We start from the raw sequence: 25,584 nt of genomic DNA, 5'->3' as shown, positions 1-25,584 counted from the left end.
CGCTACTGGCCTGCGATCTGGCGCGCCCAGTCCTCGATCCAGCCGTCGACGTTGCCGGCGAGTTCGTCGTAGTTGTACGTCACCGGTTCGGGCGGTCTGAGCGCGTACTTCCCGAAGTCACCGCCCGGCTCGACGCCCTCGACCGCCGGGAACTGGACGTTGCGCACTGCGATCTCCTTCTGTGCCCGCTCGGAGAGGACGAACGACATGAACTCCCGGGCCAGCTCCGGGTTGTCGGCGTCGGCGAACTGCGCCATCCCCTCGGGGTTGGCGTAGCCCTGATCGTTCAGGAACCCGACCTGGTGGCGCGACATGTCGACGCCCTCGCCGTGGTAGTACACCTGATCCGTGGAGTAGGAGACGACCATCGGCGCTTCCTCGTTGGTGTAGGCCTGATACGCCGGCTGCCAGTCCGAGAGGATCTGGACACCGTTGTCGACCAGCCCCTCCCAGTAGTCGAGGTAGCCGTCGGGTCCCTTGGCCTTGATCGTCCACAGCAGGAAGGCACGGCCGGGGTCGGACTGCTGGGCGTTCTGGGCGATCAGCCCGTCCTCGTAGGCCGGTTCGAGCAGCGCGTCGAAGGTCCCCGGCGCGTCGACCTCGCCCTCGTCGTACACCAGACTGATGAAGCCCGTGTCGTAGGGGATCGCCCGGCCCTCGGGGTCGAACGACAGCGAGGGATCGACCGTGTCGGCCCCCTCGACGCTGTCTTCGACCGTCGCGAACAGTGACTCGTCGAGTTGCTGATCGACCCGGACGAGTTCGCCCGTGTTCAGCCCGACGAACAGGTCGGCGTCGACCGTCGCACCCGACGCCTTCCGCTGGATGAACCGGTTGATCCCGTTCTCCGGCGTCCGGAACTCGACGGTCGCATCGGAGTGTTCCTCCTCGAAGGCCGACTTGAGCCAGTTGCCCGCCGTGTCTTCGCCGGTGAAGGAACTGTACGTCGCGACCGTCAGCGTCCCGTCGCCCGAACCGGAGTCCGACGAGTCGCCCATGCATCCGGCCGTCGCCGCCAGTCCTGCCGTCGCGAGACCCGCTCGCGAGAGAAACCTGCGTCGTTGCATTACCCAGTGGTCACACCGGGTCATACTTGACGCTGGCGTTTGGGAGCGACGGTTTCGGCGGCCTCGCTCGCTCAGCGGCTGGATTCGACCAGTCCGACCGCTCGCTCGTGGATCGCCTCCCGCGTCCGGTGGCTCGACTCGGCGTCGAACACGACCTCGATCACCTGCGTGCCGTCCATCTCCCGTGATTCCGCGAACGCGTCGGCGAAGCCGTCGGGTCGCACGCGCTGGAAGGCGAGGCCGTAGAGGTCCGCCGTCGGCTCGAAGTCCAGGCCGTGGGGCGTCCGGAACTGCTCGGTGAACGGCGGGTCGAAGTCCTCGATCGGGAGGATGTGGAAGATGCCGCCGCCGTCGTTGTTCACGAGGACGATGGTCGCGTCGACGCCACAGCGGGCGACCGAGAGCAGGCCGTTCGAGTCGTGGTAGTAGGCGAGGTCGCCCGTCACGAGGACCAGCGGGTCGTCGGTCGCGCTCCCGGCCCCCAGCGCCGTGCTGGTGATCCCGTCGATGCCGCTCGCGCCGCGGTTGCCCAGCACTGTGAGGTCCGCCGCACGGGGCCGCCCGAACCGGTCCAGATCGCGGACGGGCATGCTGTTCGAGACGAAGACGGTGGCTGGATCGGGCGACCGCTCGGCGACCGTCGCCAGCACCTGTCCCTCGAAGGTCTCGTCGGCGCGGGCGTCGTCGATCAGGTCCCAGTACTCGCGCTCGGCGGCGGCGAAGCGGTCGCGGTAGTCGGCCGTGGGTCCGGCCGCGCCCCCGCTGACCTCCGCCGCCAATCCGGCCGCCAGCCGCGAGGGATCGGCCACGAGATGATCGGTGGCGGTGAACTCGGCCTCCCGCCAGCCGCCGGCCGGGTCGACGACGAACTGTCGGCCCGCGTGGTCCCGGAGGTACTGCCGGAGGACCTTCGAGGTCGGCGAGGCTCCGATCCGGAGGACGACCTCGGGGTCGGGCCACGCGCTCGCGCCGGCGAGATAGGAGTCGTAACCGCCACAGACGGTCACGCCGTCGCGGTCGAGGTGGTCGCCGAAGCGCAGTCCCGAGAGCGGGTCGGCGAGGATCGGGAAGCCGGTCGCGGCGGCGAGGTCCGCCACCGCGTCGGCGTCGAGTGCGGGCGCGTCGGTCGGCCCGGCGACGAGCAGGCCGCGGTCGGCCTCGTCGAGGGTCGCGGCGACCGATTCGACCTCTCCATCGGTCAGGGTCGGCCGGCCGCCGGTCCGCTCGACGAAGGGACCGTCGCGGCCCTCGACGGCCAGCGGCGCGCGCTCGGCCAGGTCCTCTGGTACGTCGCCCTCGACCGCCACGGGTTCGAGGGGCTTCCGGAACGGGCAGTTGAGGTGGACCGGGCCGGCCGGGACGCCGGTGGTCTCGCCGACGGCCCGGTCGATGGTGGTCCGGAGCGAGCGGAGTTTTCTGTCGGTGGGTTCGGGTTCGGGGAGCGTGCGGTACCACCGGACCGCGTCGCCGTACAGTTTCTCCTGGTCGACGGTCTGGTTGGCCCCGCTGTCGGCGAGTTCGGGCGGGCGGTCGGCGGTCAGGAGGAGCAAGGGCACCCGCGACTGGCTGGCCTCGATCACCGCGGGGTGGTAGTTCGCCGCGGCGGTCCCGGAGGTACAGACGACCGCGGTGGGGTCGCCGGTCCGGCGGGCCCGACCGAGCGCGAAGAACGCCGCCGAGCGCTCGTCGAGTACGGAGAACGTCTCGATCCCGTCGTGGTCGGCGACGGCGACGGTCAGCGGCGTCGAGCGACTGCCGGGGGAGAGGACCGCGCCAGAGACGCCGGCCGCGGCGAGTTCGTCGGCGATCACGCGACCCCACAGCGTGTTGCGGTTCGGCGCGGTCATTCCCGTTCGAGTTCGTCGAGGATCGGCCGGTACTTGTGTTTGACCTCGTCCCACTCCTCGTCGGGGTCGGAGTCGGCGACGATGCCGTTGCCGGCGAACAGCGTCGCCCGTCGCCCGCCGGCCACGCCCGAGCGGATGCCGACGGCGAACTCGCCGTCCCCGTCGCTGTCGAACCAGCCGACTGGCGCGGCGTACCAGCCCCGCTCGAACGTCTCCGTGTCGCGGATGACTTCCCAGGCCCGCTCCGGCGGGAGCCCGCCGACGGCCGGCGTCGGGTGGAGCGCCTCGACGATGGTGAGGACGTGTTCGTCGTCCGCGAGCGTCGTCTCGATGGGCGTCTGGAGGTGCTGGATGTTCGTGAGCTTCCGGACGCCCTGCTCGCCCTCCGCAACGTCGCCCAGCGGTGCGAGCTGGTCCATGATGGCGTCGACGACGAGCCGTTGCTCGTGCTGGAGTTTCTCGCTCTCCAGCAGGGACTGGGCGTGATCGGCGTCTTCCTCGGGTGTCTCGCCCCGCGGGACCGACCCGGCCAGCGCCTCGGTCTGGACGTGCCCGTCGGTCAGTTTCACGAGCCGTTCCGGCGGCGGGCCGAAGAAGGCCGCCTCGTCGGTCGGCTGGACGAGGAAGCGATAGCAGTTGGGGTAGGTCCGGCGGAGCCGTTCGAGCACGTCCGGCACGTCGATTTCGTCGGCGAGGTCGACCGACAGCGCCGTCGCGAGGACGACCTTCCGGAGGTCGCCGTCGGCGATACGGTCGATGGCCGCCTCGACCTGCGTGGTCCACTCGGCCTTGGTGGGCGTGACTTCGGTGCGCTCGACGCCCGGCGGACCGCCGCTGGGACACATCGAGGGGAGCGTCTCCAGGTCCTCGCGGGTCCGCTCCAGCCGTTCGACCACCTCGTCGGGCGAGACGTCCTGCCCGTACTCCCGCACGGTCAGCCAGGTCGTCCCGTCGGCACGGGTCAACTGTGTCTCGGGGAGCGAGAACGCCGCCGCGGGGAAGCCCGTCCAGGGCGGTGCCGGATCGTGGTTCTCGTTGAACGCCAGACCGCCGAGGAATCGCGGTCGCGTCTCGGTCGGGCCGGTACGGTCGACGTCGCCGAAGACCGTCGCCGCGTCCTCGCGGAGTCGACCGAACCGGTCCGTCCCGTGGGCCGTGAGCGTCACTGCCGCCCCGCTGCCGACCACTTCGAGGCCGTCGGGTGCGGCCCAGTGAAGCCGCGGGGCCGGGTGGCTGGACAGGAACGCCCGGTAGGATACGTCGGGTACCTCGCAGGTACGACTGACCAGCACCGCACCAGCGCGTGGACCCACTCTCTCCTCGCGTTGGGCCGGTTCCATTCCCCTGAATCTCAGGGTTGGTCCCTCTTGAGACTGTCCTTCCAGCGCGCGAGAACGAGTCGCCGACCCGGCCAACGCCGCGCTCGCGGTCAGCTGTACCGGTCTTCCGCCCACGGGTCGGCCGTGACCGAGTACCCCCGCTTCTCCCAGAACCCACGCTCGGGCTCGGTGAGGAACTCGACGCCACACACCCACTTCGCGCCCTTGTAGGCGTACTTGTGGGGCGTCACGACCCGGAGCGGACCGCCGTGGTCGGCGGGCAGGTCGTCGCCGTCGAACCCGTAGGCGAACAGGACTTCCTCGCGCATGCAGTCCCCGAGGGGCAGGTCCGTCGTGTAGTCGTCCAGGGAAGTGAACATGACGTGACAGGCGTCGTCGTGGACGCCAGCGCGCTCGGCCAACTCGGGGAAGGTGACGCCGGTGAACTCGCAGTCGAACCGGCTCCAGCCGGTGACACAGTGGAAGTCCTGTCGCTGTGTGACACTGGGGAGGTCGGTGAACTCGTCCCACGATAGTTCCAGCTCCTCGTCGACGGCCCCGCTGACCCGGAACGTCCACGTCTCGGGGTCCCACGTCGGGGTGTTCCCCTTCGACAGGATCGGGAAGTCGCTGGTCTCGTGCTGGCCGGGCGGGAGCCGCTCGTCGCCGAACTCCTCGTAGAGGTCCGTAACGTCGGTAACGGGCACAGCAGAGCGAACGGGCCACAGCTACGTATGCGTGCCGGATACGGGTGGACGAACGTATCGGATCGGCGACTGCTTGCCGATTGCGGAACCCTAATGCCGTATTCTGGAAACAGAACGCGCGTGTCTGAAAAGACAAGTTTGCGAATGATGACGAAATCTTTTACGCGAACCGAAGAACCCCCGTCAGAGTTAAATACCCCTCAGTCGAAACCTCGAACGTTCAAATGCCGAAGGCAGAGATAACGATCCCCGAGCACCTCGAGATGCAGATCGCCCAGCTCGTCGAGAAAGGGGAGTTCCTGAACCGCGAAGAAGCCATCGAAGACCTCCTCTCGACCGGTATCAAGGCGTACAAGACCAGCGGTCCGGTCGACGACGACGAGGAGGCCGGCCTCGAAGACGACGGGATGATGGGTCACGACGACGAGTACGTCTTCTGACAGACCGGGGAGCCACCCCGGGCCCGACTCCCCGCTTGGGACCCGCCGCCGTCGGCCGAAGTAGCTGCTGTGGGCTCTCGACCCCGCCCACGGGGAGTGTGCGGACCTGTGACACGGGTTGTCAAAAACCCTTAAACAGTGCTTTTGCGTATGTCACAGTAGAGATGCACAAAGACGAACTGCTCGAACTGCACGATCACATGGTGCAGATCAAAGATTACTTCTCGGATCTGGAGGACGTCGATTCGGAGCTTTTCGACCCGTACGAGGAACTCGACGTGACGCCCAACGACGTACACAAGTCGAAAAGCGAACACAAACACGCCGTCTTCGTCCTCGGGAACGCGCTGGCCACCGCGATGAGCGAAGACGAGTTCTCCGACGCCGGCCGGATCGGCAAGCGGATGAAGGAACTCGCCGAGGACGCCGAGAGCAAACTCTAATCCGGGTACGTCGGTCGGGCTGGGCTCCCCGAGGAGTCGCATCGCGCGCTGGAACGTCCGGAACGTTCCCGTTCGTTTGATTTGTTCGGAAACCAATGGGTTGATGACCCCCGGGTGTGGTTGTATCGAACGAGATGGCGTCCCTCCACCACGCGACACTCACAGCCGTGCTGACGTTCGTCGTCCTCGTCAGCGGCGCCGGCATCGTCCCCGGAACGGGGGCCACGTCTGTCGGCGAGCAGGCGGTCTCGATCCAGTCGGACGCGCTCGACGCGATGGAATCGGTCGACAGCTACCGGGCGGTCACGAACATGGACGTGTCCATCGGCGCGAACCGCACGTTCAGCAACGTCACGACGCTGGCCAACCGGTCGCTGGACGCGACGAGCGTCTACAGCACCGACAGCAACTACACCACCCACGTCGTCGACGACCGGGCCTACCGCAACACCAGCGACGGCTGGGAGCCGTTGCCCAGCGAGTCCGCCGACGTGAGCGACCCCGCACGCGCGCAGGCCGCCCTCCTGACCGCAGCGACGGTGACCGACTTCCAGCGGGCCCGGACGAACGGCCGGCTGACGTACCAGCTCGAACTGGCCCCACGGAACAGCACGCTCGCGGGAATCCTGGCGGACCAGCCCGGCAACGGAATCGAGCTGGCCGGGTCGGTGACGGTACTCGACCGCTCCTACGAGATGCACGTGAACCGGACGACACACCGCGTCCAGCGGGTCGAGATGACGCTGAAGTTCCGGCACCGATCCGAGATCGGGCGCGCCACGATGGTGACCTGGTTCACCGGATACAACGAGACGGTGCCGACGGTCCCCGACCGCGCGTCGCTCGAAAACTGAGACGCGACGCGTCTCAGGGCCGCTCCAGAATGTTCACGCAGGAGACTGCGCCGGTCGCGTTGCGGCCGATACCGATGTTGTGCTGGAGGCCGACCTCCGGACTGTCGACCTGCACGTCACCGGCTTCGCCGCGCAACTGTTCGAAGATCTCCGCGATCTGCGCGACGCCCGTGGCCCCGATGGGGTGGCCCTTCGAGAGGAGGCCGCCCGAGGGGTTGACCGGTTTGTCGCCGTCGAGGTGGGGCCGTCCCTCGTCGACGAACTGGCCGCCCTTGCCCTCCTCGCAGAAGCCGAGGTCCTCGTAGGTGATCAGCTCCGTGATGGAGAAACAGTCGTGGACCTCGGCCACGTCGATGTCGTCGGGGCCGAGTCCGGCGCGCTCGTAGGCCTGACTGGAGGCCTGCCGGGTGGCCGGGAAGTTCGTCAGCGCCTCCGGTGCGCCCCGCTGGAAGGTGTCGCTGGCGAGGCCGTAGCCCGCGACACGGATCGGGTCGTCCGTGAACTCGCGGGCGCGCTCCTCGCTGGTCACGAGCACCGCACACGCGCCGTCGGTGACCGGACAGCAGTCGTAGAGGTTCAGCGGGTACGAGACCGTCGGGGACTCCTTCACGTCCTCGACGGTACACTCGAACTGCTGGTGGGCGTGGGGGTACTTCGTCCCGTTCTCGTGGTTCTTGACGCTGATCTCCGCGATCTGCTCGCGGGTGGTCTCGTACTCCTCGAGGTGGCGGGTCGCGCGCATCCCGAAGTACGCGGGCATGGTGACGCCGCGGCCGCGCCAGAGCCGTTCGAGGGCGGCGCTGGCGATCAGCCCCTCGGTGGAGTCGGTCATCTTCTCCGCGCCGACGACCAGCGCCACCTCTGCGTCGCCCGCCTTCACGGCCTGGGCCGCGTTCCGGAACGCGTCGCTCCCGGTCGCACAGGCGTTCTCGACGCGCGTGATGGGGGTCTCGAACAGGCCGGTGGCGTGGGCGACGGCCGACCCGGACGACCCCTCGTTGGCGATGTCGATGGTGCCGTACCAGGCCGCGTCGATGTCGCTCGGGTCGACGCCCTTGTCGACGTTCTCGATGAGCGAGAGGTAGGCCGATTCGAGCAGGTCGTCGAAGCTCTGCTCGTACAGTTCGCCGAAGTCGATCATCCCTGCGCCGACGACGTGTGGATCCGTCATGCTTTCTCCTCCCGCGGAACGCTGAATTTGAACGAGTTGATCGGCCGCTCGCCGTCGCTGAACAGTTCCCGGAACCGGGCGACGACCTCGGTACCCACGTCGATCTCGTCGAGGTCGGTCTCGGTCAACAGGCCGTAGGCCCGCGCCGGTTCGCCCTCGCCCTCCTGGGGCAGGTCGACGATGGCGACGGGCTGGGGCGTCTCGATGTCGTCGGGGAGGTACTGCTGGACGACGAACGTCTGGATCTCGCCGCGCTCCTCAAGTCGTACCTCCGCCATCTCGGCCGGGGCGTCTCCACAGCGCTTGCAGGTCCGTTTCTCCTCGGGGAAGGAGACCCAGCCACAGGCCTGACACTCGAAGCCGATCAGGTGCTGGTCCTGGCGCTTGCTCCGGTCGTAGCGCGGGCCGCTCATGGCGTCTTCACCCCCTCGTACTCGACCGGCTCACGGTATTCGAGGTGTTTGGCGTAGGTCGTCTCCTCGCTGGCGTCGAGGTAGGTGGCGACCGACTGGGCGTCGGCGGGCCCGACGCCATCGGCGGTCTCCAGGGCGACCGCGCCGGCACCGCCAGCGCCGTATGCGACCACGAGTGCGGTCTCACCGGCCGCTGTGGTCTCCAGCAGGTGCGCCAGGTCGAGCAGGGCGGCGGCCGCGCCGGCGTCGCCGACCTGATCGCGGGTCGAGACCCGTTCGGCGTCGACACCACCGAGGGCGGCCCCGGCGAGTCGGTCACTCGGGGCTGCGGCGACGGCTTTCGCGGGTGTCGCGCCGTCGAGCGCGCGCTCGGTGGCCGCGGGTGCGGCCTCGGCCACGCCGTGCTGGCTCTCGAATTTGGCGTCGCCCGTCTCGGCGGCCTCGCCGTGACGGCGGTGGTGTTCGACGAAGCCGGTGGTCTCCTGCGCGACGCCGACGAGTTCGGCAGCAGGGCTGTCGGCGTCCGAGCTGAGGACCACCGCGCCCGACCCCGCGCCGGCCTCGGCCACGTCGTCGCTGTCCGGGTCGGCGGGGAGTACGTCCACGCCCACCACGAGGGCTGGCGCGTCGTTCGCGGCGACGAACTCCCGGGCCGTCGCGAGCGCGTCGGTGGCCGCGCGGCGGCTCCCGCGCAGGTCCGCCGTGCGTACGTCGCCGGTGGCACCGAGCCGGTAGGCGACGTGGGCCGCGATCCCGTGTTCCGCGAACGGGTCGCTCACGCTCGCGGTGACGACGGCACCGAGGTCCTCGCCGGCCACGTCGGCGCGGCCCAGCGCGTTGTCGGCGGCCTCACAGGCCATCGTGACGTGGTTCTCGTCGCGGGCCGGCACGGCGCTCTCGCCGCGGCCCCGGCCGCCGTGCTGGGCGGCCACTTCGCTCCTGTCGACGCGGTACAGCGGGACGTACCCGCCGTGTCCGTCGATCACGACCATTCCGACCACCTCACGGCGACCGGATCGATGCTGCGTTGCCAGTGCATACCATTAACGCTCCACGAAGGCCTGGTAGTAATCCCTTCCGATGGAAGACGAAAAGCATATATACGAAACGTTGGAAGAAGCTGATGGGTTGCAACCTGTACCCGGTGTACCAGGCAGGTCTTAACACGATCACCTGCTCACCCCTCTCTACTTTACGACCGACGAGATAAATCTGAATTAATCTAACACTGTTCCACTGCTCCGGTGGAGTTATACCGGTGGGGGTACAGCTACCCCGCATGTCAGTTGACGACATCGAGCGAGTCGCAGTACTCGGCGCCGGGAACATGGGTCACGGCATCACAGAAGTCGTCGCCATCGCCGGCTACGACGTGGTGATGCGTGACATCGAACAGGAGATCGTCGACGAGGGCTACGAGGACATCCAGTGGAGCCTCGAGAAGCTCTCGGAGAAGGGCATCGTCGACGAGGACCCCGACGACGTGATGGCCCGGATCGACACCGAGGTCGACCTGGAGACCGCCGTCGAGGACGTGGACCTCGTGATCGAGGCCGCGCCCGAGCAGATGGACCTCAAGAAGGACATCTACTCCGATCTCACGGAGTTCACGCCCGAGGACGCCATCCTCGCGTCGAACACGTCCTCGCTGTCGATCACGGAGATCGCGACGGCCACGGACAAACCCGACAAGGTCGTCGGGATGCACTTCTTCAATCCGCCGGTGAAGATGGACCTCGTCGAGGTCATCTACGGCGAGGAGACCAGCGACGAGACCGCCGAGACGACCTACGACTTCGTCGAGTCTATCGACAAGACGCCGATCTACGTCCGGAAGGACGTGAACGGCTTCGTCGTCAACTCGGTGCTGGGCCCGTTCGGCGACGAGGCCGGCTGGATGGTCAGCGCCGACGAGGCCACCATCCGCGAGGCCGACGCCACGATGGTCCACGAGCGCGGCTACCCGATGGGGCCGTTCGAGCTGGGCGACCTCACCGGCATCGACATCGGCTATCACGTCCGGAAGGAAGCGGGCAAGCCGGTCCCGCCCATCGTCGAGGAGAAAGTCGAGGCCGACGAACTCGGCCAGAAGACGGGCAAGGGTTACTACGACTACGAGGACGGTGACGGGGCCGATTACGGCCACGAGGACGTGTCCGAGGACTTCGACTGGCTCCGCATCGAGGCCCGGATGGTCAACGAGGCCGCCAAGCTCATCGGCAACGACGTGGCCACGCCCGACGCCATCGACACCGGGATGCGCTTGGGCGCGGGCTTCCCCGAAGGCCCCTGCCGCCGCGCGGACAAGATCGGACTGGACCAGGTACTCGACAAACTCGAGCACCTGTACGAACAGACCGAGGCCGAACGCTACCGGCCGGCCGACTACCTCGTCGAACTCGTCAACAACGGTCACACCGGCGAGGACGCCGGGCAGGGCTTCTACGAGTACGGCGGCGACGACGGCGACCGCGAGTACCGCACCCTGAACGTCCTCCGCGAGGACGAGGTGCTGGCCATCGAACTCGACCGGCCCGAGCGGATGAACGCCCTGAACGAGGACCTGATGGACGAGATCGAACACGTCCTCAACAACGCCGACCTCGACGAGGTGCGCGTCGCGACCTTCGAGGGCGCTGGCGACCGCGCGTTCTGTGCCGGCGCGGACATCGGCGGCTTCGCCGGTGCGAAACCCTGGGAGCGGGGCACCATCACCTCGATGTTCGAGACGGTCAACGACTTCCCCAAGCCCACCATCGCCAAGATCGACGGCTTCTGTCTCGGCGGCGGCCACGAACTCGCGCTGGCCTGTGACCTCCGGATCGCGACCACCGAGTCGGAGTTCGGCTTCCCCGAGATCAACCTCGGCCTGCTGCCCGGCGGCGGCGGCACCCAGCGCACGATGCGGATGATCGGCGAGGCACGCGCCAAGGAACTCGTCTTCCGCGGCGAGCGCATCTCCGCCGAACGCGCCGAGAACTGGGGCCTGATCAACCGCGCGGTCGAACCCGAGGAGTTCGACGACGTGTGCGCCGAGTTCGTCGACGACATCGTCGAGGGCCCGCCGGTCGCGCTCGACTACGCGAAGAAGGTCATGAACCGCGGCGAGGACGCGAGTCTGGAGGCGGCGCTGACCATGGAGAGCCAGAGCTTCGGCCTGCTCCTGAGTACCGAGGACGTGCTGGAAGGCACCTCGGCGTTCGCCGAGGACCGCGACCCCGAGTTCGAGGGCAAATAGATGGGCGAGGACGGTGACGACGCCCCGGAGAGCCCGGTCGACATCGACCCGGACGCCCCGAGCGCGGAGGTCGCCGCGTACGTCCTGGAGAACCACGGCTACCTCTCGTGGCTGAACATCACGGTCGAGGACCTGGAGGAGGGCCGCGCGGTCATGCACTTGCCCTACCAGGAGAAACTCGCCAACTGGGTGACGGGCACCATCCACGGCGGCGTGACCGCCACGCTGATCGACACGTGTAGCGCGTTCGCGCTCCGGACCACGATGGACGACCCGATGGAGACGACGCTCGCGACGACGGATCTGGACGTGAAGTACGTCCGACCGGCGACCTCGGACATCGAGGTCGAGGCGGAGGTCATCCGCTCGGGCACGTCGACCGGGGTCACCCGCGTCACCGTCACTGGCGAAACCGACGACGGCGAACGCAAGGTCGTGGCTATCGGCGCGACGACCTACCGACTCTTCACGGACAGCAGCCTATGACAGAGAGCTACTTCGAGACGGTCGAGATCGGCGAACAGCGCGAGACACAGGCCCGGACGGTCACGGAAGCGGACGTGGTCAACTTCGCGGGCGTCAGCGGCGACTTCAACCACCTGCACACGGACGCGGAGACGATGGGCGAGTCGGACTTCGGCGAGCGGATCGCCCACGGCATGCTGGTGTTCTCCATCGCGACGGGCCTGCTCTGGCAGTCCCGGTCGGAACTGGAGCGCGACGCCGTCGTCGCGTTCTACGGCATCGACAAGGTGCGGTTCGTCGGGCCGACGTTCATCGGCGACACGATCCACGTCGAACTCGAAGTGATCGACAAGGAAGAACGGGATCACCCGGTCGCGACCGGCGTGGTCCGGTACGACATCGACGTGGTCACCCAGGACGACGACACGGTGTTGTCCTGTGAGATGCTCTCGCTGGTGACCTGACGCGAACGAGCGGAACTCGCGGGTCTTCAGTCCTCTTCGTGGAGCGTCTCCAGAATCTCCGGATCGGTCCGGAACTTCAGGACGTTGTGGACCACGGAGTTGCGGATGTTGTGGACGACGTGGCCGTGTTCCTTGTAGAAGTCGTGGATCCACTTGGATTCGGTCTGGCGGTCGGGGAACATCATCACCGACTTCCACTGGTACTCGCCGTCCGAGAGGAAGTACATCAGCGTGTTCGGCGAGTCACGGATGTACTCCATGGCGTCGCGCCAGCCTTCCTCGAACTTCTCGGGATTGATCTTGAACTCGAACATCCCGAAGATGAAGTACTCCTCGTTGGGGATGATCGCCTCGCGGAAGACGCCTTCCTCGCGCATCCCGCGGATCGACTCGCTGACGGTGACGTGGGACACCTCGATGTCGTGTTCCGTTTCGAGGATTCTGGCCAGGTCACGCGAGGACAGCTGTGGGTCCCGCGATAGCTCGCGCAGTATCAGTACGTCCCGTTCCTTGAACTCCCAGTCCGGTGCGTCTCGTTCTCCGCTCACGCGTCTCCCTCCATCGTTTGAGTGGTGGTTTGTACGTTCATTTTACCCTTTTCACTTGGACACAAACTGCGACACTTCCTCGGCGAACCGCTCGGGACGGTCCTCGACGACCCAGTGGTAGGCGTCGAGTTCGATCACCTCGCCCCCGACCTCCTCGGCCAGTCGTTCCCCGTACTCCAGGGGCTGGAAGGTGTCGTCCGCGCCCCACAGACAGAGCAGGTCCGCCGAGATGTCGCCGTAGTCGATCTCGGTGGTGTGATTGGTGTTGGTCGCGACGGCGTTGCGGGACAGTGAGGTCTGGCCTTCCTCTGAGTCCCAGGGGGCGACCATCCCCTCGACGAAGGCGTCGTCGGCCTCCTCGGCGTAGACGCCCTGACTGAACGCCCCTTCGACCTGACCGATGACCGCGCCGTGATCCCGGTCGGCCACCTCGGGCAGACCGAGGTTGGTGATGAAATCGACCGGCCAGGAGTCGTAACAGACCGCGTTGGCCATCACCAGATCGGTCACCTCGTCGGGCCGGTGGGCGGCGTACCGCACCGCCGCGCCGCCGCCGATGTCGTGGGCGACCAGCGCGAACTCGTCGATTTCGAGTTCCTCCAGCAGGTCCCGGAGCATCAGCTCCTGGGCGCGGACCGACCGGTCGAACCCGTCGTGCATCGCCGAGTTGCCGTAGCCGAGCAGGTCCGGGACGATCACCCGCCGATCCGTGGCCTCGGCGACCGCCGGGGCCACGTCCCGCCAGAGGAACGACCACGTCGGGATGCCGTGCAGGAAGACCACCGGCGGGTCGTCGTTGGCGGTGTCGGCCTCGCCCTCGTCCGCAGAATCCCAGAAGGCGACCGACAACTCGTGCCCGTCGACGGTGACGGTCGCGTCGCTTTGCTCGCTGGACCACTCGTCGTGTGTGTAGCGTGTCTCGGACATCGTTAGAGGTGTTCCGCGATGATGTTCTTCTGAATCTCGCTGGTACCGTCGTAGATCTTGGTGATGCGGGCGTCGCGGTAGAACCGCTCGACCGGGTGATCGGTGACGTACCCCGCGCCGCCGTGGACCTGAAGTGCCTCGTCGGTCACGTCGACGGCCCGTTCGGAGGCGAACAGCTTCGCCATGCTGGCGAGTTTCGTCGCCAGCGCGTCGTCGCCGGAGTCGATGGCCGCGCCGGCGCGGTAGGCCATCGACCGGGCCGCCTCGACGTTCGTCGCCATCTCGGCGAGTTTGTGCTGGATGGCCTGGAATTCCGAGATCTTCCGGTCGAACTGCTCGCGCTCGTCGGCGTAGTCGAGGGCGGCGTCGAGCGCCGCCTGCGCGACGCCGGTGGCCTGTGCGGCCACGTCGGCCCGCGCCGGGGCGAAAAACTCCATGAGCTGGTAGAAGCCCCGGTCGACCTCGCCGACGACGTTCTCCTCGGGGATGCGCAGGTCGTCCAGCACGATCTCGGCGGTGTCCTGGGCGCGGATGCCCAGTTTGTTGTCGATGCGGGTGGCCTCGTAGCCGTCCACGTCGGTCGGCGTCAACAGTGCGGAGATGCCGCCGTGGCCCTCGCCGCCCGTCCGGGCCATGATGATGGCCACGTCGGCGACCGTGCCGTTCGTGATCCACATCTTCTGGCCGTCGACGACGAACTCGTCGCCGTCTTTTTCGGCGGTGGTCTCCATGCCCGCGACGTTGCTCCCGTGGGCCGGTTCGGAGATGCCCGTACAGATGGGCGTCTCGCCGGCCGTGATCTTCGGGAGCCACCGCTCTTTCATCCAGTCGTCGCCGTACTCCAGGAGCATCTCGGTCCCGAAGCGGGCGGCAGAGATGGACCCGCCGATGCCGGGGTCGGCCCGCCACAGCTCCTCGGTCACGAGGAGTTCGCTGACGGGGTCCATCCCCGCGCCCCCGTACTCCTCGGGGACGTTCGGTGCGACGAAGTCCAACTCGGCGGCCGCTTCGAGCAGGCCGTCCGGATACCGCTCGGCGGCCTCGTACTCGCGCGCGACCGGGCGGATCTCGGCCTCGCCGAACTCCCTGACCGCCTCCCGGACGGCGCGTTGCTCCGCTGTCAGCCGGAACGACATACCGGCCCATCGTTACCATTGGAAAAATAAGTTCCGGGCGGCGGAAACGCCGTTAACTTCCTCGGCGGCCGACGCAGTAGGCCAAACAGCGGCTATCACCGCGCAGTACGGTGAATCGGGGCGGATTTCCGGGCACGTCCGTTTTATGATGGTTCGACCTGTACGAGCGTTCGATGGAACGGATCACACTCGGAAACACGTACTTCGAGGGCGAGAACGACACCTATCTGTTCACTGGCGACCGGACGACGCTGATCGACACCGGCATCGCGACCGAGGGGACTCGCGAGCAACTCGCCGACGGCCTGGCCGAGTACGGCGTCTCGTTCGCCGACGTGGACGACATCTTTCTCACGCACTACCACGCGGACCACGCCGGCCTCGCCGCCGAGATTCAGGACGCTGGCGGTGCCACCGTCCACGCCCACCCCGAGGACGCACCCCTGATCGAGGGCGACGACGACGCCTGGGACGACTTCCGCGACCAGCAGCGCCGCGCCTTCGACGAGTGGGGGATGCCCGAGGACCGACAGGAGGCGCTGTTGACGGTCATGCAGACCGGTGTCGACCACCACGCGGCCGGGAGCGAGGTCGAAACCTTCGCCGACGGCGACCGCTTCGACGTCGGCGAGACCACGCTCGAAGTGATGCACACTCCCGGCCACACGGCCGGTCTCAGTTCCTTCGTGCTGACCGACCGTAACGAAGTGTTCACTGGCGACGCGGTCCTCCCAGTCTACACGCCCAACGTCGGTGGCGCGGACGTTCGCGTCGACCGTCCGCTGGCGCGGTACGTCGACGCACTCGGCAGAATCGCCGACGCGGACTTCGACCGCGCCTGGCCGGGCCATCGCGACCCCATCGACGACCCCACGGCTCGCGCCGAGGAGATCGTTCACCACCACGAGGAACGCGCGTATCGGGTCCTCCGAGCGCTCGACGACCTCGGCCCCGCGACCGCCTGGGAAGTCAGCGCCGAACTGTTCGGCGACCTGGAGAACATCCACGTCCTCCACGGGCCCGGCGAGGCGTCCGCCCACCTCGACCACCTGACTCGCGCGGGTGCCATCGAGAGAGACGACGACGGAACCTACACGCTCCCCGCCGACACGCGCGAGCGGTTCGCCGACCGCGACGACGGTCGCTGGCCGCTCTGAGAAACCGCTCGTCCGCGATCAAGCGCCCTGTTCGGGGTCTGCCGCCATGTCGCCGAAGCCGGCGAGCCGGAACGCTCGCGAGTCGGTGCAGTCCTCGACGGCGGCGGCGAGGGTACCGATGGTGTAGTCGAACCGGTGTTCGAAGGATTCGTAGCTGTCGTCTGCCAGGCGGTCGGTCACCTCCGCGACCGTGAGGTCCTCGTGGTACTCCTCGCGGAAGGCCGCCGCCTTCTCCGCGGCGGCCGCCGCCGTCTCCTCGTCGGCCTCGAACTCCTCGACGAACGCCGTTTCGAGTTCCCTCGCGAACTCGCTGTCGTCTGTCTCGCTCATACTCTGTCCACCGGCGGCGTGCCACCTATTCGTTGTGGATTCCGGTCCGTCCCGGGCCCCACCACCCAGCTTCGTGGGGCATGTCCACGTCCCCCACCCGGAATAACTTGTTGCGGAAGGAGGGGCTTTATACGACAGAGCCGTAGCGAAAGCGTGGACTCCCCATTCGACGTTCTCGGGATCGACCCTGACGCCGACGACGCGGCGATCCGCGACGCGTACCGTCGGCGGGTAAAGGAGGCCCACCCCGACCGCGGTGGGTCCGCCCGCGAGTTCCAGCGCGTCAAGGAGGCCTACGAGAAGATCGAGAACGGATGGGAGCCCGACGAGCAGTCCGAGCCTGGTCCCCCACAGCCCGGTCAGTCGGCGTCGAGCGCCGACGAGACGACACACGAACCGGACGGTGCCCGCGTCGAGTACCTCAACTACGAAGTCCTCGACGACCACGGCTGGGAACTCACCGACGACGACCTCTTCGAGAAGGCCGCCGGTGCGTACCTCGACGACGACGATTACGGCGAACTGCGGGTCGAGGACAACCAGTCGCTGCTCGAAGCCGCCGAGGACGACGGCCACGCCTGGCCCTTCGCCTGCCGTGGCGGTGCCTGTACGAACTGCGCCGTCGCCGTCGTCGAGGGCGAGATGCCGACACCGACCAACCACATCCTCCCCCAGGAGATGCTCGACCGCGGCATCCGCCTCTCCTGTATCAGTTCGCCCGTCTCCGACGACGCGAAGATCGTCTTCAACGTCAAGTACCTCCCCGGCGTCAACGAACTCCTCTTGCCCGCCAGTCGGTTCGAGGGCGCATCGACGACCGATTGAGCGGTCCCGTCGCCCCGATCCCGACGTGTTCGGGACACCGCTTATCGCCCTGCCCGAAGGAGAGTCGACCATGTCCGACGACTACGACGACCTGCCGCTGGTGTACGCCTGTTCCGGGTGTTCCAGCGCCGCGCAACTGGCCAACGACCTCGCCGTCTGGCTCGACAGGGAACGACTCGCCGAGATGTCCTGTATCGCCGGCGTCGGTGGTGACGTGGCACCCCTCGTCGAGACCGCGAAAAGCGACCGCCCCATCGTCGCCATCGACGGCTGTCCCCTCGAATGTGCCAAGAACTGTCTGGCGAACCACGACGTCAGGCCGGACGAGCACTACCAGCTCACGGCCGAAGGCATCGCCAAGGAGTACCACACCGACTACGACGCGGACGAGGCCGCGGCACTCCGCGAGCGACTCGCCGACGAGGTTCCGGCGCTGTCCTCGGCCTGATCGCTGTCCAGCCGGGTCGCAGTCACCTCGACAGCTGCGCTGAGATCGTTCGGTCAACCGAGTCGGTCGGCCCCGGCAGGGCGTACCGCGGGACGGCGGCGTTCCAGTGCCGGTCCCGTTCGGAGCCCCGTCGGACTGCCCGCCCGAACACCCTGCCAGGGCACCTATCGCACCAACACCACCGAGTCGCGAACGGTTCACACTCACCTGTTCCCGTCGGCGAGTCGGCTCGCTGCCGAGGACCCCCTGAGCGTCAGCATCGACGCGGTGCCGACGACGGGGCCGACAGCCAGCGGCGCGAACGCCCACTGCCAGCCGACGATGTCCGCGATCATCGGCACTGCCTGAATCGAGACCGTGGTGAGCAGGAACCCGATGGCCGTCTGGAGCGTCAGCGCCGTGCCGACGTAGGATTCCTCGGCGAGTTCGGACACGGCCGCCGAGAACTGGGCAGAATCGGCCACGATGGCGACCCCCCAGATCAGGAGGAAGGGGACGAGGACGAGCAGCGAAGCGCCGAACAGGAACCCAGCCGCGAGACACGAGAGGCCACTGACGGCCATACTCACGCTCGTCACGCTGGTTCGACCCCAGCGGTCGGCAGCCGAGCCCGCGAGTACGGCACCGACACCGCCGATGGCTATCGTGGCGAAGGCCAGCAGCGATCCGAGTCCGGCACCACGCCCGGCGGATCCGGACGCCGCCAGACTGGCCGCCAGGAACGTCGGGATCCACGTCCAGACGGCGTACAGCTCCCACATGTGCCCGAAGTAGCCACCGTTGGCCAGCATCGTCGGGCGGTCACGGAGAATGCGGCCGAGCGCACCGGGATCGAACGGCGCTGCCGGTGCCTGATGTGGTCCCGGCTCGACGAACAGCGCCAGCAGGCCGCCCAGGGTCGCGACGATCGCCGCGCCGTAGAGGACGAGTTCCGGATCGCCGACGCCGCCGACGCCGCGAAAGAGGTGCGGGAGCGCCGAGCCGACGGTCAACGCGCCGATGAGGAGGCCGATCGCGAACCCGCGTCCCTCCTCGAACCAGCCAGCGAGGATCTTCATGCCCGGCGGGTAGACGCCGGCCAGCGCGACGCCGGTGAGAAATCGGAGCCCGATCGCGGGCAGGGCGCTCGTCACGACGCCCGCGATGAGTGCGGTACAGACCGCGCCGGCGACGGCCGAGACGGCGAACAGATATCGCGGCCGGATCACGTCGGACAGCGTGAAAAACGAGGAGAGCAAGGCTCCGGCGACGAACCCCAACTGGACCGCGTTGGTCAACCAGGTGGTCTCCGTCGGAGTCAAATCCCAACTCGCCGCCAGTTCGGGCGCGACCGCCGTCGCGCTGAACCAGAGCGACATCGTCAGCAACTCGGCGACCGCGATGACGACGAGAACGTTCCGTTTGCGAGCGGCCATCGGACGTAGTTCGACTCCGTCCCTCAAAAAGTATCAGTTACCTTCGAGTAAGTCGCAACCGGCAGTCCGGGTCACTCCGCGAGGGTCACCCGTCGCCCGACCAGCACGAGACTCCCGACCAACAGTAGCACGGCCACTGGGAGGAGCAACTGGAAGCCCGTCAGGAGGACGCCCGACGCCTGGACGCCGACCACGAGCAGGACGACGGGTCCACAGCAGGCCGTGCCCGAGAGCAGTGCCGGCACGCCCGCGAGCAATCCCGTCGACGACCGACCGATGCCACAGGCCGCTGGCTGTCGCCAGATCAGATACGTCAGCGCCAGGTTCAGGCCGACCAGCGCGGCGAGCCCGAGCCCGACGAGAGTGTTCAGCGAGAACAGGTAGGTCACGGGACCGAGGGCAACTCGGGCGACCGGCGTGAAAGAGAACGGACCGAGTTCCGGCCGCAGGAGCTTCCCGAGCGGGTCGGCGACGATCAGCAGATCGAACCCACCGAGGCCCGGCGCGAGATGACCGATGGCCCAGAGGTACGTGAGGAGATAGAGCCCGGTGACGAGGGCGAACACGGAGAGGCTATCGCGTCGACGGAAGACCAGTGCGGAGGCCGCCCGCGTCCGCGACACCGCGGTTCGGACCCTGCTCGCGAGGTGGCGCTCACTCGGCGACATCGGTCTCGGGGTAGTAGCCCGCCCACGCGAACCACATCGAATCGAACGTGTGGACGCGGGAGAGCGGCAGTGCATCCGGCTCGTGGGCGGTACCGCTCGCGTCGACCAGTCGGTTGCCGTCCCGCTCGAAGGACTGGTCGTCGGGGTTCAGGTAGCCGTAGCCGGTATCGTAGCGGTCGTCGTAGACGGCGAGAACCGGGGTCTCGCCGACACTCCCGCGCAGTTGGCCCGCCGAGCGGAGCGCGTCTTTCGGGAACGCGGCCGCACCGCTGGGCGTCCGCAAGCCCATGACCACTCGCTTGGGGCCGAAGCGGTCGCTCCCGTTCAGCGCCGGAAACAGGAGGTCGTCGTCCGCGTAGTAGCCCCTGCGCGGATTGTACGAGCCGTAGGGATCACGGCTGTAGTTTTTCGCGTGCCCGGTATTCGTCGAGAGGACCCGTGTCTCGGGGTTGTGGTCGCGCCACTGCTTCCAGGTCGTCCAGAGCAGTCGGAACTCCCGGAGCGACCGGATCTCCGGGTCGGTGTTCCACGGTCCCGGGATCGACGTGGCGAGCATCTGGGGCCACCACGTCTCGGTGTGGCGGTCGTACATGACGAGGTTGCTGTTGATGAGACGGCCGGAGACACCGAACGTCGTGTTCCCCCGCTCGAACCCCTGGACGGTGCCGGTGAGCGGACAGTATGTGACGCTGACCGGGGTGCCGGCGAGCGTGTCGTTGACGATCTCGTGCTGTGCGAGGATCTTCTGGGGGTAGGCCTTCGCCACGCCGTCACGGACGACGCCGAACACCGGGTCACCGTCCGCGAGGAAGTCCGCCTCGGACGGCCCGACGAACCGCGGATCGTCGATCGATGGGATCCCGTCTTTCGAGGGGCCACCCGAGCGGGCCGCATCCCGAAGCCGCGCCGGTGACGCTGGTAGCGGCAAGCGCTCGTCCGCGGTCGGTAAGGAGAGCGGACCGCTGGGCGTTTTCGAGGCCGAATCGCCGAGACAGCCGGCGACTGCAGTGAGTCCGACTGTGGCGAGGAATCCGCGTCTCGAAGCGGGCATGACCGAAATAACGGGGGGTGACCGGTTAACGGTTGAGCGAGTGTGCGGGACTGGTACATAACGGCACACCCGGGAGGCGATCCGCTCGGCTACAGCGCCGCCGCGGGCCGCTCAGAAGGTGATGATCTCGTAGTCGTCGTCGACGAGCGAGCGGATGCTCGGGTGGCCGTCGTGGTCGTCGAGTCGGACGACGCCGGCGTCGTCTACCGCGTCGTCGACGCCGAACGCGCCGGCACAGAAGTCACACACTGCGGCGTCGTCGCTGACGGCCCGGTACAGTTCGTGGTAGTCGCTGTCCTCGTCTTCGAGTTCCGGAATCCACTCCGTCCCGGCACCGTCGAAGATGACCTCCACCTCGTCGCCCTCGGTCTCCTCGAACTCTTTGGCGGCTTCGAGCCCGTTCACGAGCCGACCGGTGTCCGCGTGCGATTCCGTCCCTGCGAGGATTACGATTGCTGCGTTTGCCATTGCGGATTACGATACCGTACCGAGTTACTAAATCGTACCCGAACGTTCGGGTAACCCGCTGACATCCGTGTCACCGCCGGGGGCCTCAGTGGTGCTGGTGGCTGTCTCCGCGGCTGAACTGCCCAGAGAACGCGCGCTGGACGACCTCGGGGAGCGCGGGGTGGACGTGGATCGACTCCCGGATGTCGCGGACCGTTCCGGTCCCGGCTTTCATCGCCACGACGACCTCCTGGATCAGCGTCGACGCATCGGGGCCGACGATGTGACAGCCCAGAATCTCGCCCTCCGGATCGATGATGGCTTTCACGAAGCCGGTGGCGTTCATCGCGTCGCCGCGGGCGGTGTCCGCGAACTGGTAGGTGTTGGTCGCGTACTCGCGACCCGCCTCTTGGAGTTCTCGCTCCCGCGCGCCGACGCCGGCGACCTCGGGCGAGGCGAACACGGCGAACGGCATCGCGGTGTAGTCGACCGGTTCGAGGTCGCTCCCGAACAGGTTCCGCGCGACGGCGCGGGCCTCGTGATTGGCGCTGTGTTTCAGCAGGTACTCGCCCGCGATGTCGCCGAGCGCCCAGACGCCGTCGACGGTCGTCCGCAGGTACTCGTCGGTCTCGACGAATCCCTGCGCGTCGGTCTCGATGGCCGTCCGGTCCAGACGCAGTGTGTCCGTGTTCGGCGTCCGCCCGGCCGCCACCAGCAACTCGTCGCCGGTGACCGTCACGCCGTCGGCGTCCGCGACGAGGCCGCCGTCGTCACCGTACTCGTACGGCCGTGCTTCGACCGTTATCGTCCCGTCGTCGGCCGAGACGGCCGTCGCCGCGTGGCCGGTGTGGAGGGTGAACCGATCCGCGTACATATCGGTGAACGCCGCGGCGACCTCGGTGTCGGCCTGCGGGAGCAGGTTTGGCCGCCGACCCACGATGGTCACGTCGCTGCCGAAGGTCCCGAAGAAGTGCGCGAGTTCGGCCGCGATGTAGCCGCCCCCGACGATTACGAGATGCTCCGGCGGGTCTTCGAGCTGGAGGGCTTCGGTACTCGTCAGGTAGGGCACGTCCTCGATACCGTCGATGTCCGGAATCGCAGGTCGGGTTCCCGCCGCGATCAGAACCGTCTCGGCCTTGAGTCGTGCCCCGTCGTCCTCACCGCCGACGATTTCGACGGCCCGGTCGTCGACGAACCGTCCCTCCCCCTGGTAGAGGTCGTGCTGGGACGAGGATTCCAGTCCGCGTCGGATTCCCGCGGCGTCCTCGCCGACCTCCTCGTTGACTTTCCCGACGATGTCGGCGAAGGCCACGTCCTCGACGGTCGCCTCGATGCCGAACTCGTCGGCGCGCTGGATCGTCTCGAGTACGTCTGCGTGGTACAGCAGGTGTTTCGAGGGGATACAGCCGCGATTCAGACAGGTACCGCCGAGCGGCCCCTTCTCGATGACGGCGACCGATTGGCCCTGTCTTGCCGCGACGTTGGCGACTTCGAGGCCGGAACCCGATCCGACGACGAGAAAGTCGTATTCGTCCATGGCCAATCGGTGTGGCTGGACACTATTCAACGGCCCAGTTACGTGGGACTCACCGCCGGGCGGTCACTTCTCGTCGAGAAACTGGGCCGCCTGCTCGTGGCCGAGTTCCATCAGTTCGTTCAGAAAGTCCCTGTCGCGGTCGACTTTCGTCGAGCAGTGGAACCGCTCGCCCATCTCGATCCGGTGAATCTCAGTGCGTGAGAACTCCGATTCGGGGAGGTAGCCGTCGTCGATCCAGTCGTTGACGCGCTCGATGAAGTGTAGTTCCTGATTGAGCGAGATGTTCCCCGACAGCTCGTTGCGCCGGTCCGCGATCACGTCGAGCGTGTCGGGTTCGCCCTCGAACTCCTGGGGGTTGATCTGGACGATCCAGAGTTCGTCGGGTTTGCGCTCCGGAGGGACCGACATGAGGGCATTGATCGGCGGATTCTGGGAGAACAGGCCGTCCCAGTGGTAGTGGCCGTGAATCTCGACGGCCTCGAAGAAGTTCGGGACGGCCGCCGAGGCCAGCACAGCCTCTGGTGTCACGTCTTCGTTCGTGAACGTCTCGAAGTGGCCGCCGTTCACGTCGACGGTCCCGACCACGAGTTCCGGCGATTCCCGGCCACAGAAGTCCGGGATGGACTCGAAGTCGATGTGCCGTTCCAGCGTCTCGGTGATCCGCTCCTTGCCGACCTCTGGGCCGGGAATCTGATACGGACTGACCGACGGGATCGGGAGCCCGCTACTTTCGAGGCGGGACATCCCGGTCACCCACTGGTTCATCATCCGGTCGGCCCAGCCGTCGGTGGCCAGGTCGTCCCAGATGGCGTCGAGGGTGTCGATGGCCTTCCCGTGGTCGCCGGTGACGATGCCGTACCAGGCCGCCAGCGCGTTGTACGCGCCGCCGGAGGTGCCGCTGATGCCGACCAGTTCGTATTCGTCCTCGTCCCACACCTCCAGGAGGTGCTGGAGGACGCCCGCGGTGAACGCGGTGTGGCTCCCGCCGCCCTGGCAGGCGATGGCGACGTTGGTCAGTTCGTCGTCGCCAGCGCCGCCGTCGGGGACGACTCGCGGTCCGTCTCGCTCGTCGCGCTCCGCTGACTCACTCATACGTGTGGGTGTAGCCGCCGTCGAACAACAGGTCCGCGCCGTTGAGGTGGCTGGCGTGACTGGAGAACCCGAAGGTGAACAGATTCGCGACCTCGGCGGGCGTCATCATCTCCTTGGTGCGGGCCTGGCCGAGCATCACGTCCTCGACGACTTCCTGCTCGGAGATGCCACGTTCCGCGGCCGTGTCCGCGATCTGGTCGACCATCAGCGGGGTCAGGACGTACCCGACGCTGACGGAGTAGCCGCGCAGGCTCCCGTCGCCTTCGGCGGCGATGGCCCGAGTGAGGCCCGTGATGCCGTGCTTGGCGGTGATGTAGGCGGGCTTGTCCTTGGTCGCGTAGTGGCCGTGGACCGAGGACATGTTGGCGATGGCACCGACTCCATCGTCGGTCTCCCGGATGTGTGGCATCGCCGCCTGTGCCATCTTGAACGGGGAGCGCAGCATGATGTCGGTCAGCAGATCGTACTTCTCCATCGGGAACTCGTGGATGCCCGCGATGTGTTGCATCCCGGCGATGTTGGCGACGAACCGCAGGTCGCCCTCGTCGGCGGCCGCCTCGACGACGGCCTCCACGTCGCCGTCGTCGGTCAGGTCCGTCTCGATACCGTGGATCGTCCCCGACACGTCGAGGTCGGCGGCGATCGATTCGGTCTCGTCCAGCCCCTCGGCGTCGATATCGGCACCGACGACGGTGAGGTCGTTGGCCGCCAGTCCGACCGCCGTCGCGCGGCCGATGCCCGAGGCCGCGCCGGTCACGATGGCAACCGTCCCCGGACCGAAATACGGATCTTCCAGGACGAGCAGGTCCTCACGGGTCAGTTCGGGCGCGCTCAGATCGAAATCTCCAGTCATGGACTCGTCCGAAGGAACGGCTCCCTGACGGTTAACTGCACCTCACGTCAGCGTAACTCCGACTGGACGACCGGGGCGACGAACCGAGTTACCGGTGGGTAACCAGGTGAGCCAGGGGTTCGAGAACGCCTATGAGTTACCAAACGTAACTTCCCTACACGGGCTGGCGACGCCAGCACGACACCCACGATGCCAACGAACACCGCCGACCCCGGGGACGGACTCCCCACGACCGGACCCGCGACCGCGTCGTACGACCAGTACAGCTACGTTTCCACCGACAGCGGTGGAATAGTCTATCACGTCGACCGTCCCGAGGAGTGGGTCGAAGCGGACCTGATCCTCGACCTCGGCGACTGGCAGTAGCCGATTCCGTTCGAGAATCAGTTCCAGGACGTATCAGTACCGGCCAAGCTCCGTCTCGCTCGCCACCGTCCGGGAAACCGCGGCCATACCGATGGCCGGTCCGTCACTCCGGCGACCACTCGCAGGCGTCGCCGCTCGTGAGGTCGTTCTCGTCGATGTGGGCCGACAGACACGCGTGGTTACAGAAGTACGTCGGCGAGCCGCAGTCGTCCGTGCAGTCCCGGACGCACACGGGGTCGTGGTCGAAGATCCGCGAGCCACAGTACGCACACGACTCGTCGGCCTGAGGTGTCTCGATTGTCGTCGACATACCCGAACGGAGGCGACGATTCGCGGAAAAGCTTTCGCCCGTACGG

The 25,584-nt window shown here is 67.3% G+C and carries 29 protein-coding genes; 10 read left to right on the top strand and 19 right to left on the bottom strand.

Annotation, left to right across the window (positions count from 1 at the left end):
* Positions 1–2 precede the first annotated feature (2 nt).
* The 4 genes from ACOZ4N_RS07800 to ACOZ4N_RS07785 all read right to left on the bottom strand — a co-directional run bounded on the left by ACOZ4N_RS07800 (position 3) and on the right by ACOZ4N_RS07785 (position 4,940).
* The gene (locus ACOZ4N_RS07800) at positions 3–1,067 is read right to left on the bottom strand and encodes a thiamine ABC transporter substrate-binding protein (protein ID WP_424019364.1); all 1,065 of its coding nucleotides are present in this window, start codon (positions 1,065–1,067) and stop codon (positions 3–5) included.
* A gap of 71 nt (positions 1,068–1,138) precedes the next feature.
* Complete coding sequence (gene menD / locus ACOZ4N_RS07795) at positions 1,139–2,914, bottom strand: 2-succinyl-5-enolpyruvyl-6-hydroxy-3-cyclohexene-1-carboxylic-acid synthase (protein WP_424019363.1); 1,776 nt, start codon at positions 2,912–2,914, stop codon at positions 1,139–1,141.
* Complete coding sequence (locus ACOZ4N_RS07790) at positions 2,911–4,254, bottom strand: isochorismate synthase (RefSeq protein ID WP_424019362.1); 1,344 nt, start codon at positions 4,252–4,254, stop codon at positions 2,911–2,913. The genes menD and ACOZ4N_RS07790 overlap by 4 nt, the downstream gene beginning before the upstream one ends.
* A gap of 89 nt (positions 4,255–4,343) precedes the next feature.
* Positions 4,344–4,940 (bottom strand): sulfite oxidase-like oxidoreductase, encoded by a 597-nt coding sequence (locus ACOZ4N_RS07785; protein WP_424019361.1) that lies wholly within the window; start codon positions 4,938–4,940, stop codon positions 4,344–4,346.
* Positions 4,941–5,164: 224 nt separating this feature from the next.
* On the opposite strand from ACOZ4N_RS07785, the gene ACOZ4N_RS07780 reads away from it, so the two are divergent.
* The 3 genes from ACOZ4N_RS07780 to ACOZ4N_RS07770 all read left to right on the top strand — a co-directional run bounded on the left by ACOZ4N_RS07780 (position 5,165) and on the right by ACOZ4N_RS07770 (position 6,677).
* Entirely contained in the window at positions 5,165–5,380 is a 216-nt protein-coding gene (locus ACOZ4N_RS07780; protein ID WP_129068998.1) for a ribbon-helix-helix domain-containing protein, read from the top strand.
* 164 nt (positions 5,381–5,544) lie between these two features.
* Positions 5,545–5,823, top strand: a complete 279-nt coding sequence (locus ACOZ4N_RS07775) for a UPF0058 family protein (RefSeq protein WP_092686485.1) — start codon at positions 5,545–5,547, stop codon at positions 5,821–5,823.
* A gap of 134 nt (positions 5,824–5,957) precedes the next feature.
* Positions 5,958–6,677, top strand: a complete 720-nt coding sequence (locus tag ACOZ4N_RS07770; protein WP_424019360.1) for a hypothetical protein — start codon at positions 5,958–5,960, stop codon at positions 6,675–6,677.
* A 13-nt stretch (positions 6,678–6,690) separates the two neighbouring features.
* Here the strand turns inward: ACOZ4N_RS07770 and ACOZ4N_RS07765 are convergent, their stop codons facing one another.
* The 3 genes from ACOZ4N_RS07765 to ACOZ4N_RS07755 are packed head-to-tail and all read right to left on the bottom strand — an operon-like array spanning position 6,691 to position 9,253.
* Complete coding sequence (locus ACOZ4N_RS07765) at positions 6,691–7,848, bottom strand: thiolase family protein (protein ID WP_424019359.1); 1,158 nt, start codon at positions 7,846–7,848, stop codon at positions 6,691–6,693.
* The gene (locus ACOZ4N_RS07760) at positions 7,845–8,261 is read right to left on the bottom strand and encodes a Zn-ribbon domain-containing OB-fold protein (RefSeq protein ID WP_424019358.1); all 417 of its coding nucleotides are present in this window, start codon (positions 8,259–8,261) and stop codon (positions 7,845–7,847) included. The genes ACOZ4N_RS07765 and ACOZ4N_RS07760 overlap by 4 nt, the downstream gene beginning before the upstream one ends.
* Positions 8,258–9,253 carry a hypothetical protein gene (locus tag ACOZ4N_RS07755; RefSeq protein ID WP_424019357.1) on the bottom strand — a complete coding sequence of 332 codons (996 nt, stop codon included), beginning with the start codon at positions 9,251–9,253 and terminating at the stop codon, positions 8,258–8,260. The genes ACOZ4N_RS07760 and ACOZ4N_RS07755 overlap by 4 nt, the downstream gene beginning before the upstream one ends.
* A gap of 287 nt (positions 9,254–9,540) precedes the next feature.
* On the opposite strand from ACOZ4N_RS07755, the gene ACOZ4N_RS07750 reads away from it, so the two are divergent.
* The 3 genes from ACOZ4N_RS07750 to ACOZ4N_RS07740 are packed head-to-tail and all read left to right on the top strand — an operon-like array spanning position 9,541 to position 12,428.
* Entirely contained in the window at positions 9,541–11,499 is a 1,959-nt protein-coding gene (locus ACOZ4N_RS07750; RefSeq protein ID WP_424019356.1) for a 3-hydroxyacyl-CoA dehydrogenase/enoyl-CoA hydratase family protein, read from the top strand.
* Positions 11,500–11,985, top strand: coding sequence for a PaaI family thioesterase (locus ACOZ4N_RS07745; protein ID WP_424019355.1), 486 nt, complete (start codon positions 11,500–11,502; stop codon positions 11,983–11,985).
* Positions 11,982–12,428: a MaoC/PaaZ C-terminal domain-containing protein gene (locus ACOZ4N_RS07740; RefSeq protein ID WP_424019354.1), complete on the top strand. Its 447-nt coding sequence runs from the start codon at positions 11,982–11,984 to the stop codon at positions 12,426–12,428. The genes ACOZ4N_RS07745 and ACOZ4N_RS07740 overlap by 4 nt, the downstream gene beginning before the upstream one ends.
* A gap of 26 nt (positions 12,429–12,454) precedes the next feature.
* On the opposite strand, the gene ACOZ4N_RS07735 is transcribed toward ACOZ4N_RS07740, so the two are convergent.
* From ACOZ4N_RS07735 to ACOZ4N_RS07725, 3 genes are read right to left on the bottom strand one after another with little or no spacing between them, the layout of a single operon-like run.
* Positions 12,455–12,976: an Lrp/AsnC family transcriptional regulator gene (locus tag ACOZ4N_RS07735; RefSeq protein ID WP_424019353.1), complete on the bottom strand. Its 522-nt coding sequence runs from the start codon at positions 12,974–12,976 to the stop codon at positions 12,455–12,457.
* Between the two features lie 51 nt (positions 12,977–13,027).
* Positions 13,028–13,903, bottom strand: coding sequence for an alpha/beta fold hydrolase (locus ACOZ4N_RS07730; protein ID WP_424019352.1), 876 nt, complete (start codon positions 13,901–13,903; stop codon positions 13,028–13,030).
* 2 nt (positions 13,904–13,905) lie between these two features.
* Entirely contained in the window at positions 13,906–15,039 is a 1,134-nt protein-coding gene (locus ACOZ4N_RS07725) for an acyl-CoA dehydrogenase family protein (protein ID WP_424019351.1), read from the bottom strand.
* Between the two features lie 173 nt (positions 15,040–15,212).
* Between ACOZ4N_RS07725 and ACOZ4N_RS07720 the strand changes: the two genes are divergently transcribed.
* The gene (locus ACOZ4N_RS07720) at positions 15,213–16,196 is read left to right on the top strand and encodes an MBL fold metallo-hydrolase (protein ID WP_424019350.1); all 984 of its coding nucleotides are present in this window, start codon (positions 15,213–15,215) and stop codon (positions 16,194–16,196) included.
* Positions 16,197–16,214: 18 nt separating this feature from the next.
* Here ACOZ4N_RS07720 and ACOZ4N_RS07715 read toward each other — a convergent pair whose 3' ends face one another.
* Complete coding sequence (locus tag ACOZ4N_RS07715; protein ID WP_424019349.1) at positions 16,215–16,526, bottom strand: hypothetical protein; 312 nt, start codon at positions 16,524–16,526, stop codon at positions 16,215–16,217.
* A 153-nt stretch (positions 16,527–16,679) separates the two neighbouring features.
* On the opposite strand from ACOZ4N_RS07715, the gene fer reads away from it, so the two are divergent.
* Together fer and ACOZ4N_RS07705 are read left to right on the top strand one after the other, a co-directional pair.
* Positions 16,680–17,351, top strand: a complete 672-nt coding sequence (gene fer / locus ACOZ4N_RS07710; protein ID WP_424019348.1) for a ferredoxin Fer — start codon at positions 16,680–16,682, stop codon at positions 17,349–17,351.
* A gap of 70 nt (positions 17,352–17,421) precedes the next feature.
* Positions 17,422–17,799, top strand: a complete 378-nt coding sequence (locus tag ACOZ4N_RS07705) for a putative zinc-binding protein (RefSeq protein ID WP_424019347.1) — start codon at positions 17,422–17,424, stop codon at positions 17,797–17,799.
* Between the two features lie 203 nt (positions 17,800–18,002).
* Here ACOZ4N_RS07705 and ACOZ4N_RS07700 read toward each other — a convergent pair whose 3' ends face one another.
* The 7 genes from ACOZ4N_RS07700 to ACOZ4N_RS07670 form a co-directional block, all read right to left on the bottom strand.
* Positions 18,003–19,214, bottom strand: coding sequence for an MFS transporter (locus ACOZ4N_RS07700; RefSeq protein WP_424019346.1), 1,212 nt, complete (start codon positions 19,212–19,214; stop codon positions 18,003–18,005).
* A gap of 71 nt (positions 19,215–19,285) precedes the next feature.
* A complete protein-coding gene (locus tag ACOZ4N_RS07695) occupies positions 19,286–19,882 on the bottom strand; it encodes a hypothetical protein (RefSeq protein ID WP_424019345.1) in 597 nt (198 codons plus the stop codon).
* A complete protein-coding gene (locus ACOZ4N_RS07690; protein WP_424019344.1) occupies positions 19,869–20,933 on the bottom strand; it encodes a DUF3179 domain-containing protein in 1,065 nt (354 codons plus the stop codon). The genes ACOZ4N_RS07695 and ACOZ4N_RS07690 overlap by 14 nt, the downstream gene beginning before the upstream one ends.
* Before the next feature lie 111 nt (positions 20,934–21,044).
* On the bottom strand, positions 21,045–21,401 hold the full coding sequence (locus tag ACOZ4N_RS07685) for a DsrE family protein (RefSeq protein WP_424019343.1): 357 nt from the start codon (positions 21,399–21,401) through the stop codon (positions 21,045–21,047).
* Between the two features lie 85 nt (positions 21,402–21,486).
* A complete protein-coding gene (locus tag ACOZ4N_RS07680; protein ID WP_424019342.1) occupies positions 21,487–22,917 on the bottom strand; it encodes a dihydrolipoyl dehydrogenase in 1,431 nt (476 codons plus the stop codon).
* A gap of 63 nt (positions 22,918–22,980) precedes the next feature.
* The gene (locus ACOZ4N_RS07675; protein WP_424019341.1) at positions 22,981–24,009 is read right to left on the bottom strand and encodes a patatin-like phospholipase family protein; all 1,029 of its coding nucleotides are present in this window, start codon (positions 24,007–24,009) and stop codon (positions 22,981–22,983) included.
* The gene (locus tag ACOZ4N_RS07670; RefSeq protein WP_424019340.1) at positions 24,002–24,862 is read right to left on the bottom strand and encodes an SDR family oxidoreductase; all 861 of its coding nucleotides are present in this window, start codon (positions 24,860–24,862) and stop codon (positions 24,002–24,004) included. Before ACOZ4N_RS07670 ends, ACOZ4N_RS07675 begins: the two co-directional genes overlap by 8 nt.
* Before the next feature lie 189 nt (positions 24,863–25,051).
* Here ACOZ4N_RS07670 and ACOZ4N_RS07665 point away from each other — a divergent pair, with 189 nt between their 5' ends.
* Positions 25,052–25,228 carry a hypothetical protein gene (locus ACOZ4N_RS07665; RefSeq protein WP_424019339.1) on the top strand — a complete coding sequence of 59 codons (177 nt, stop codon included), beginning with the start codon at positions 25,052–25,054 and terminating at the stop codon, positions 25,226–25,228.
* A gap of 103 nt (positions 25,229–25,331) precedes the next feature.
* Here ACOZ4N_RS07665 and ACOZ4N_RS07660 read toward each other — a convergent pair whose 3' ends face one another.
* Positions 25,332–25,538 (bottom strand): hypothetical protein, encoded by a 207-nt coding sequence (locus ACOZ4N_RS07660; RefSeq protein ID WP_424019338.1) that lies wholly within the window; start codon positions 25,536–25,538, stop codon positions 25,332–25,334.
* Between the last annotated feature and the right edge of the window lie 46 nt (positions 25,539–25,584).

Origin of the sequence: Halorientalis pallida (assembly GCF_049605515.1) — an archaeon.
Lineage (GTDB): Archaea > Halobacteriota > Halobacteria > Halobacteriales > Haloarculaceae > Halorientalis > Halorientalis pallida_A.
This window is presented reverse-complemented; position numbering and strand designations above follow the sequence as displayed.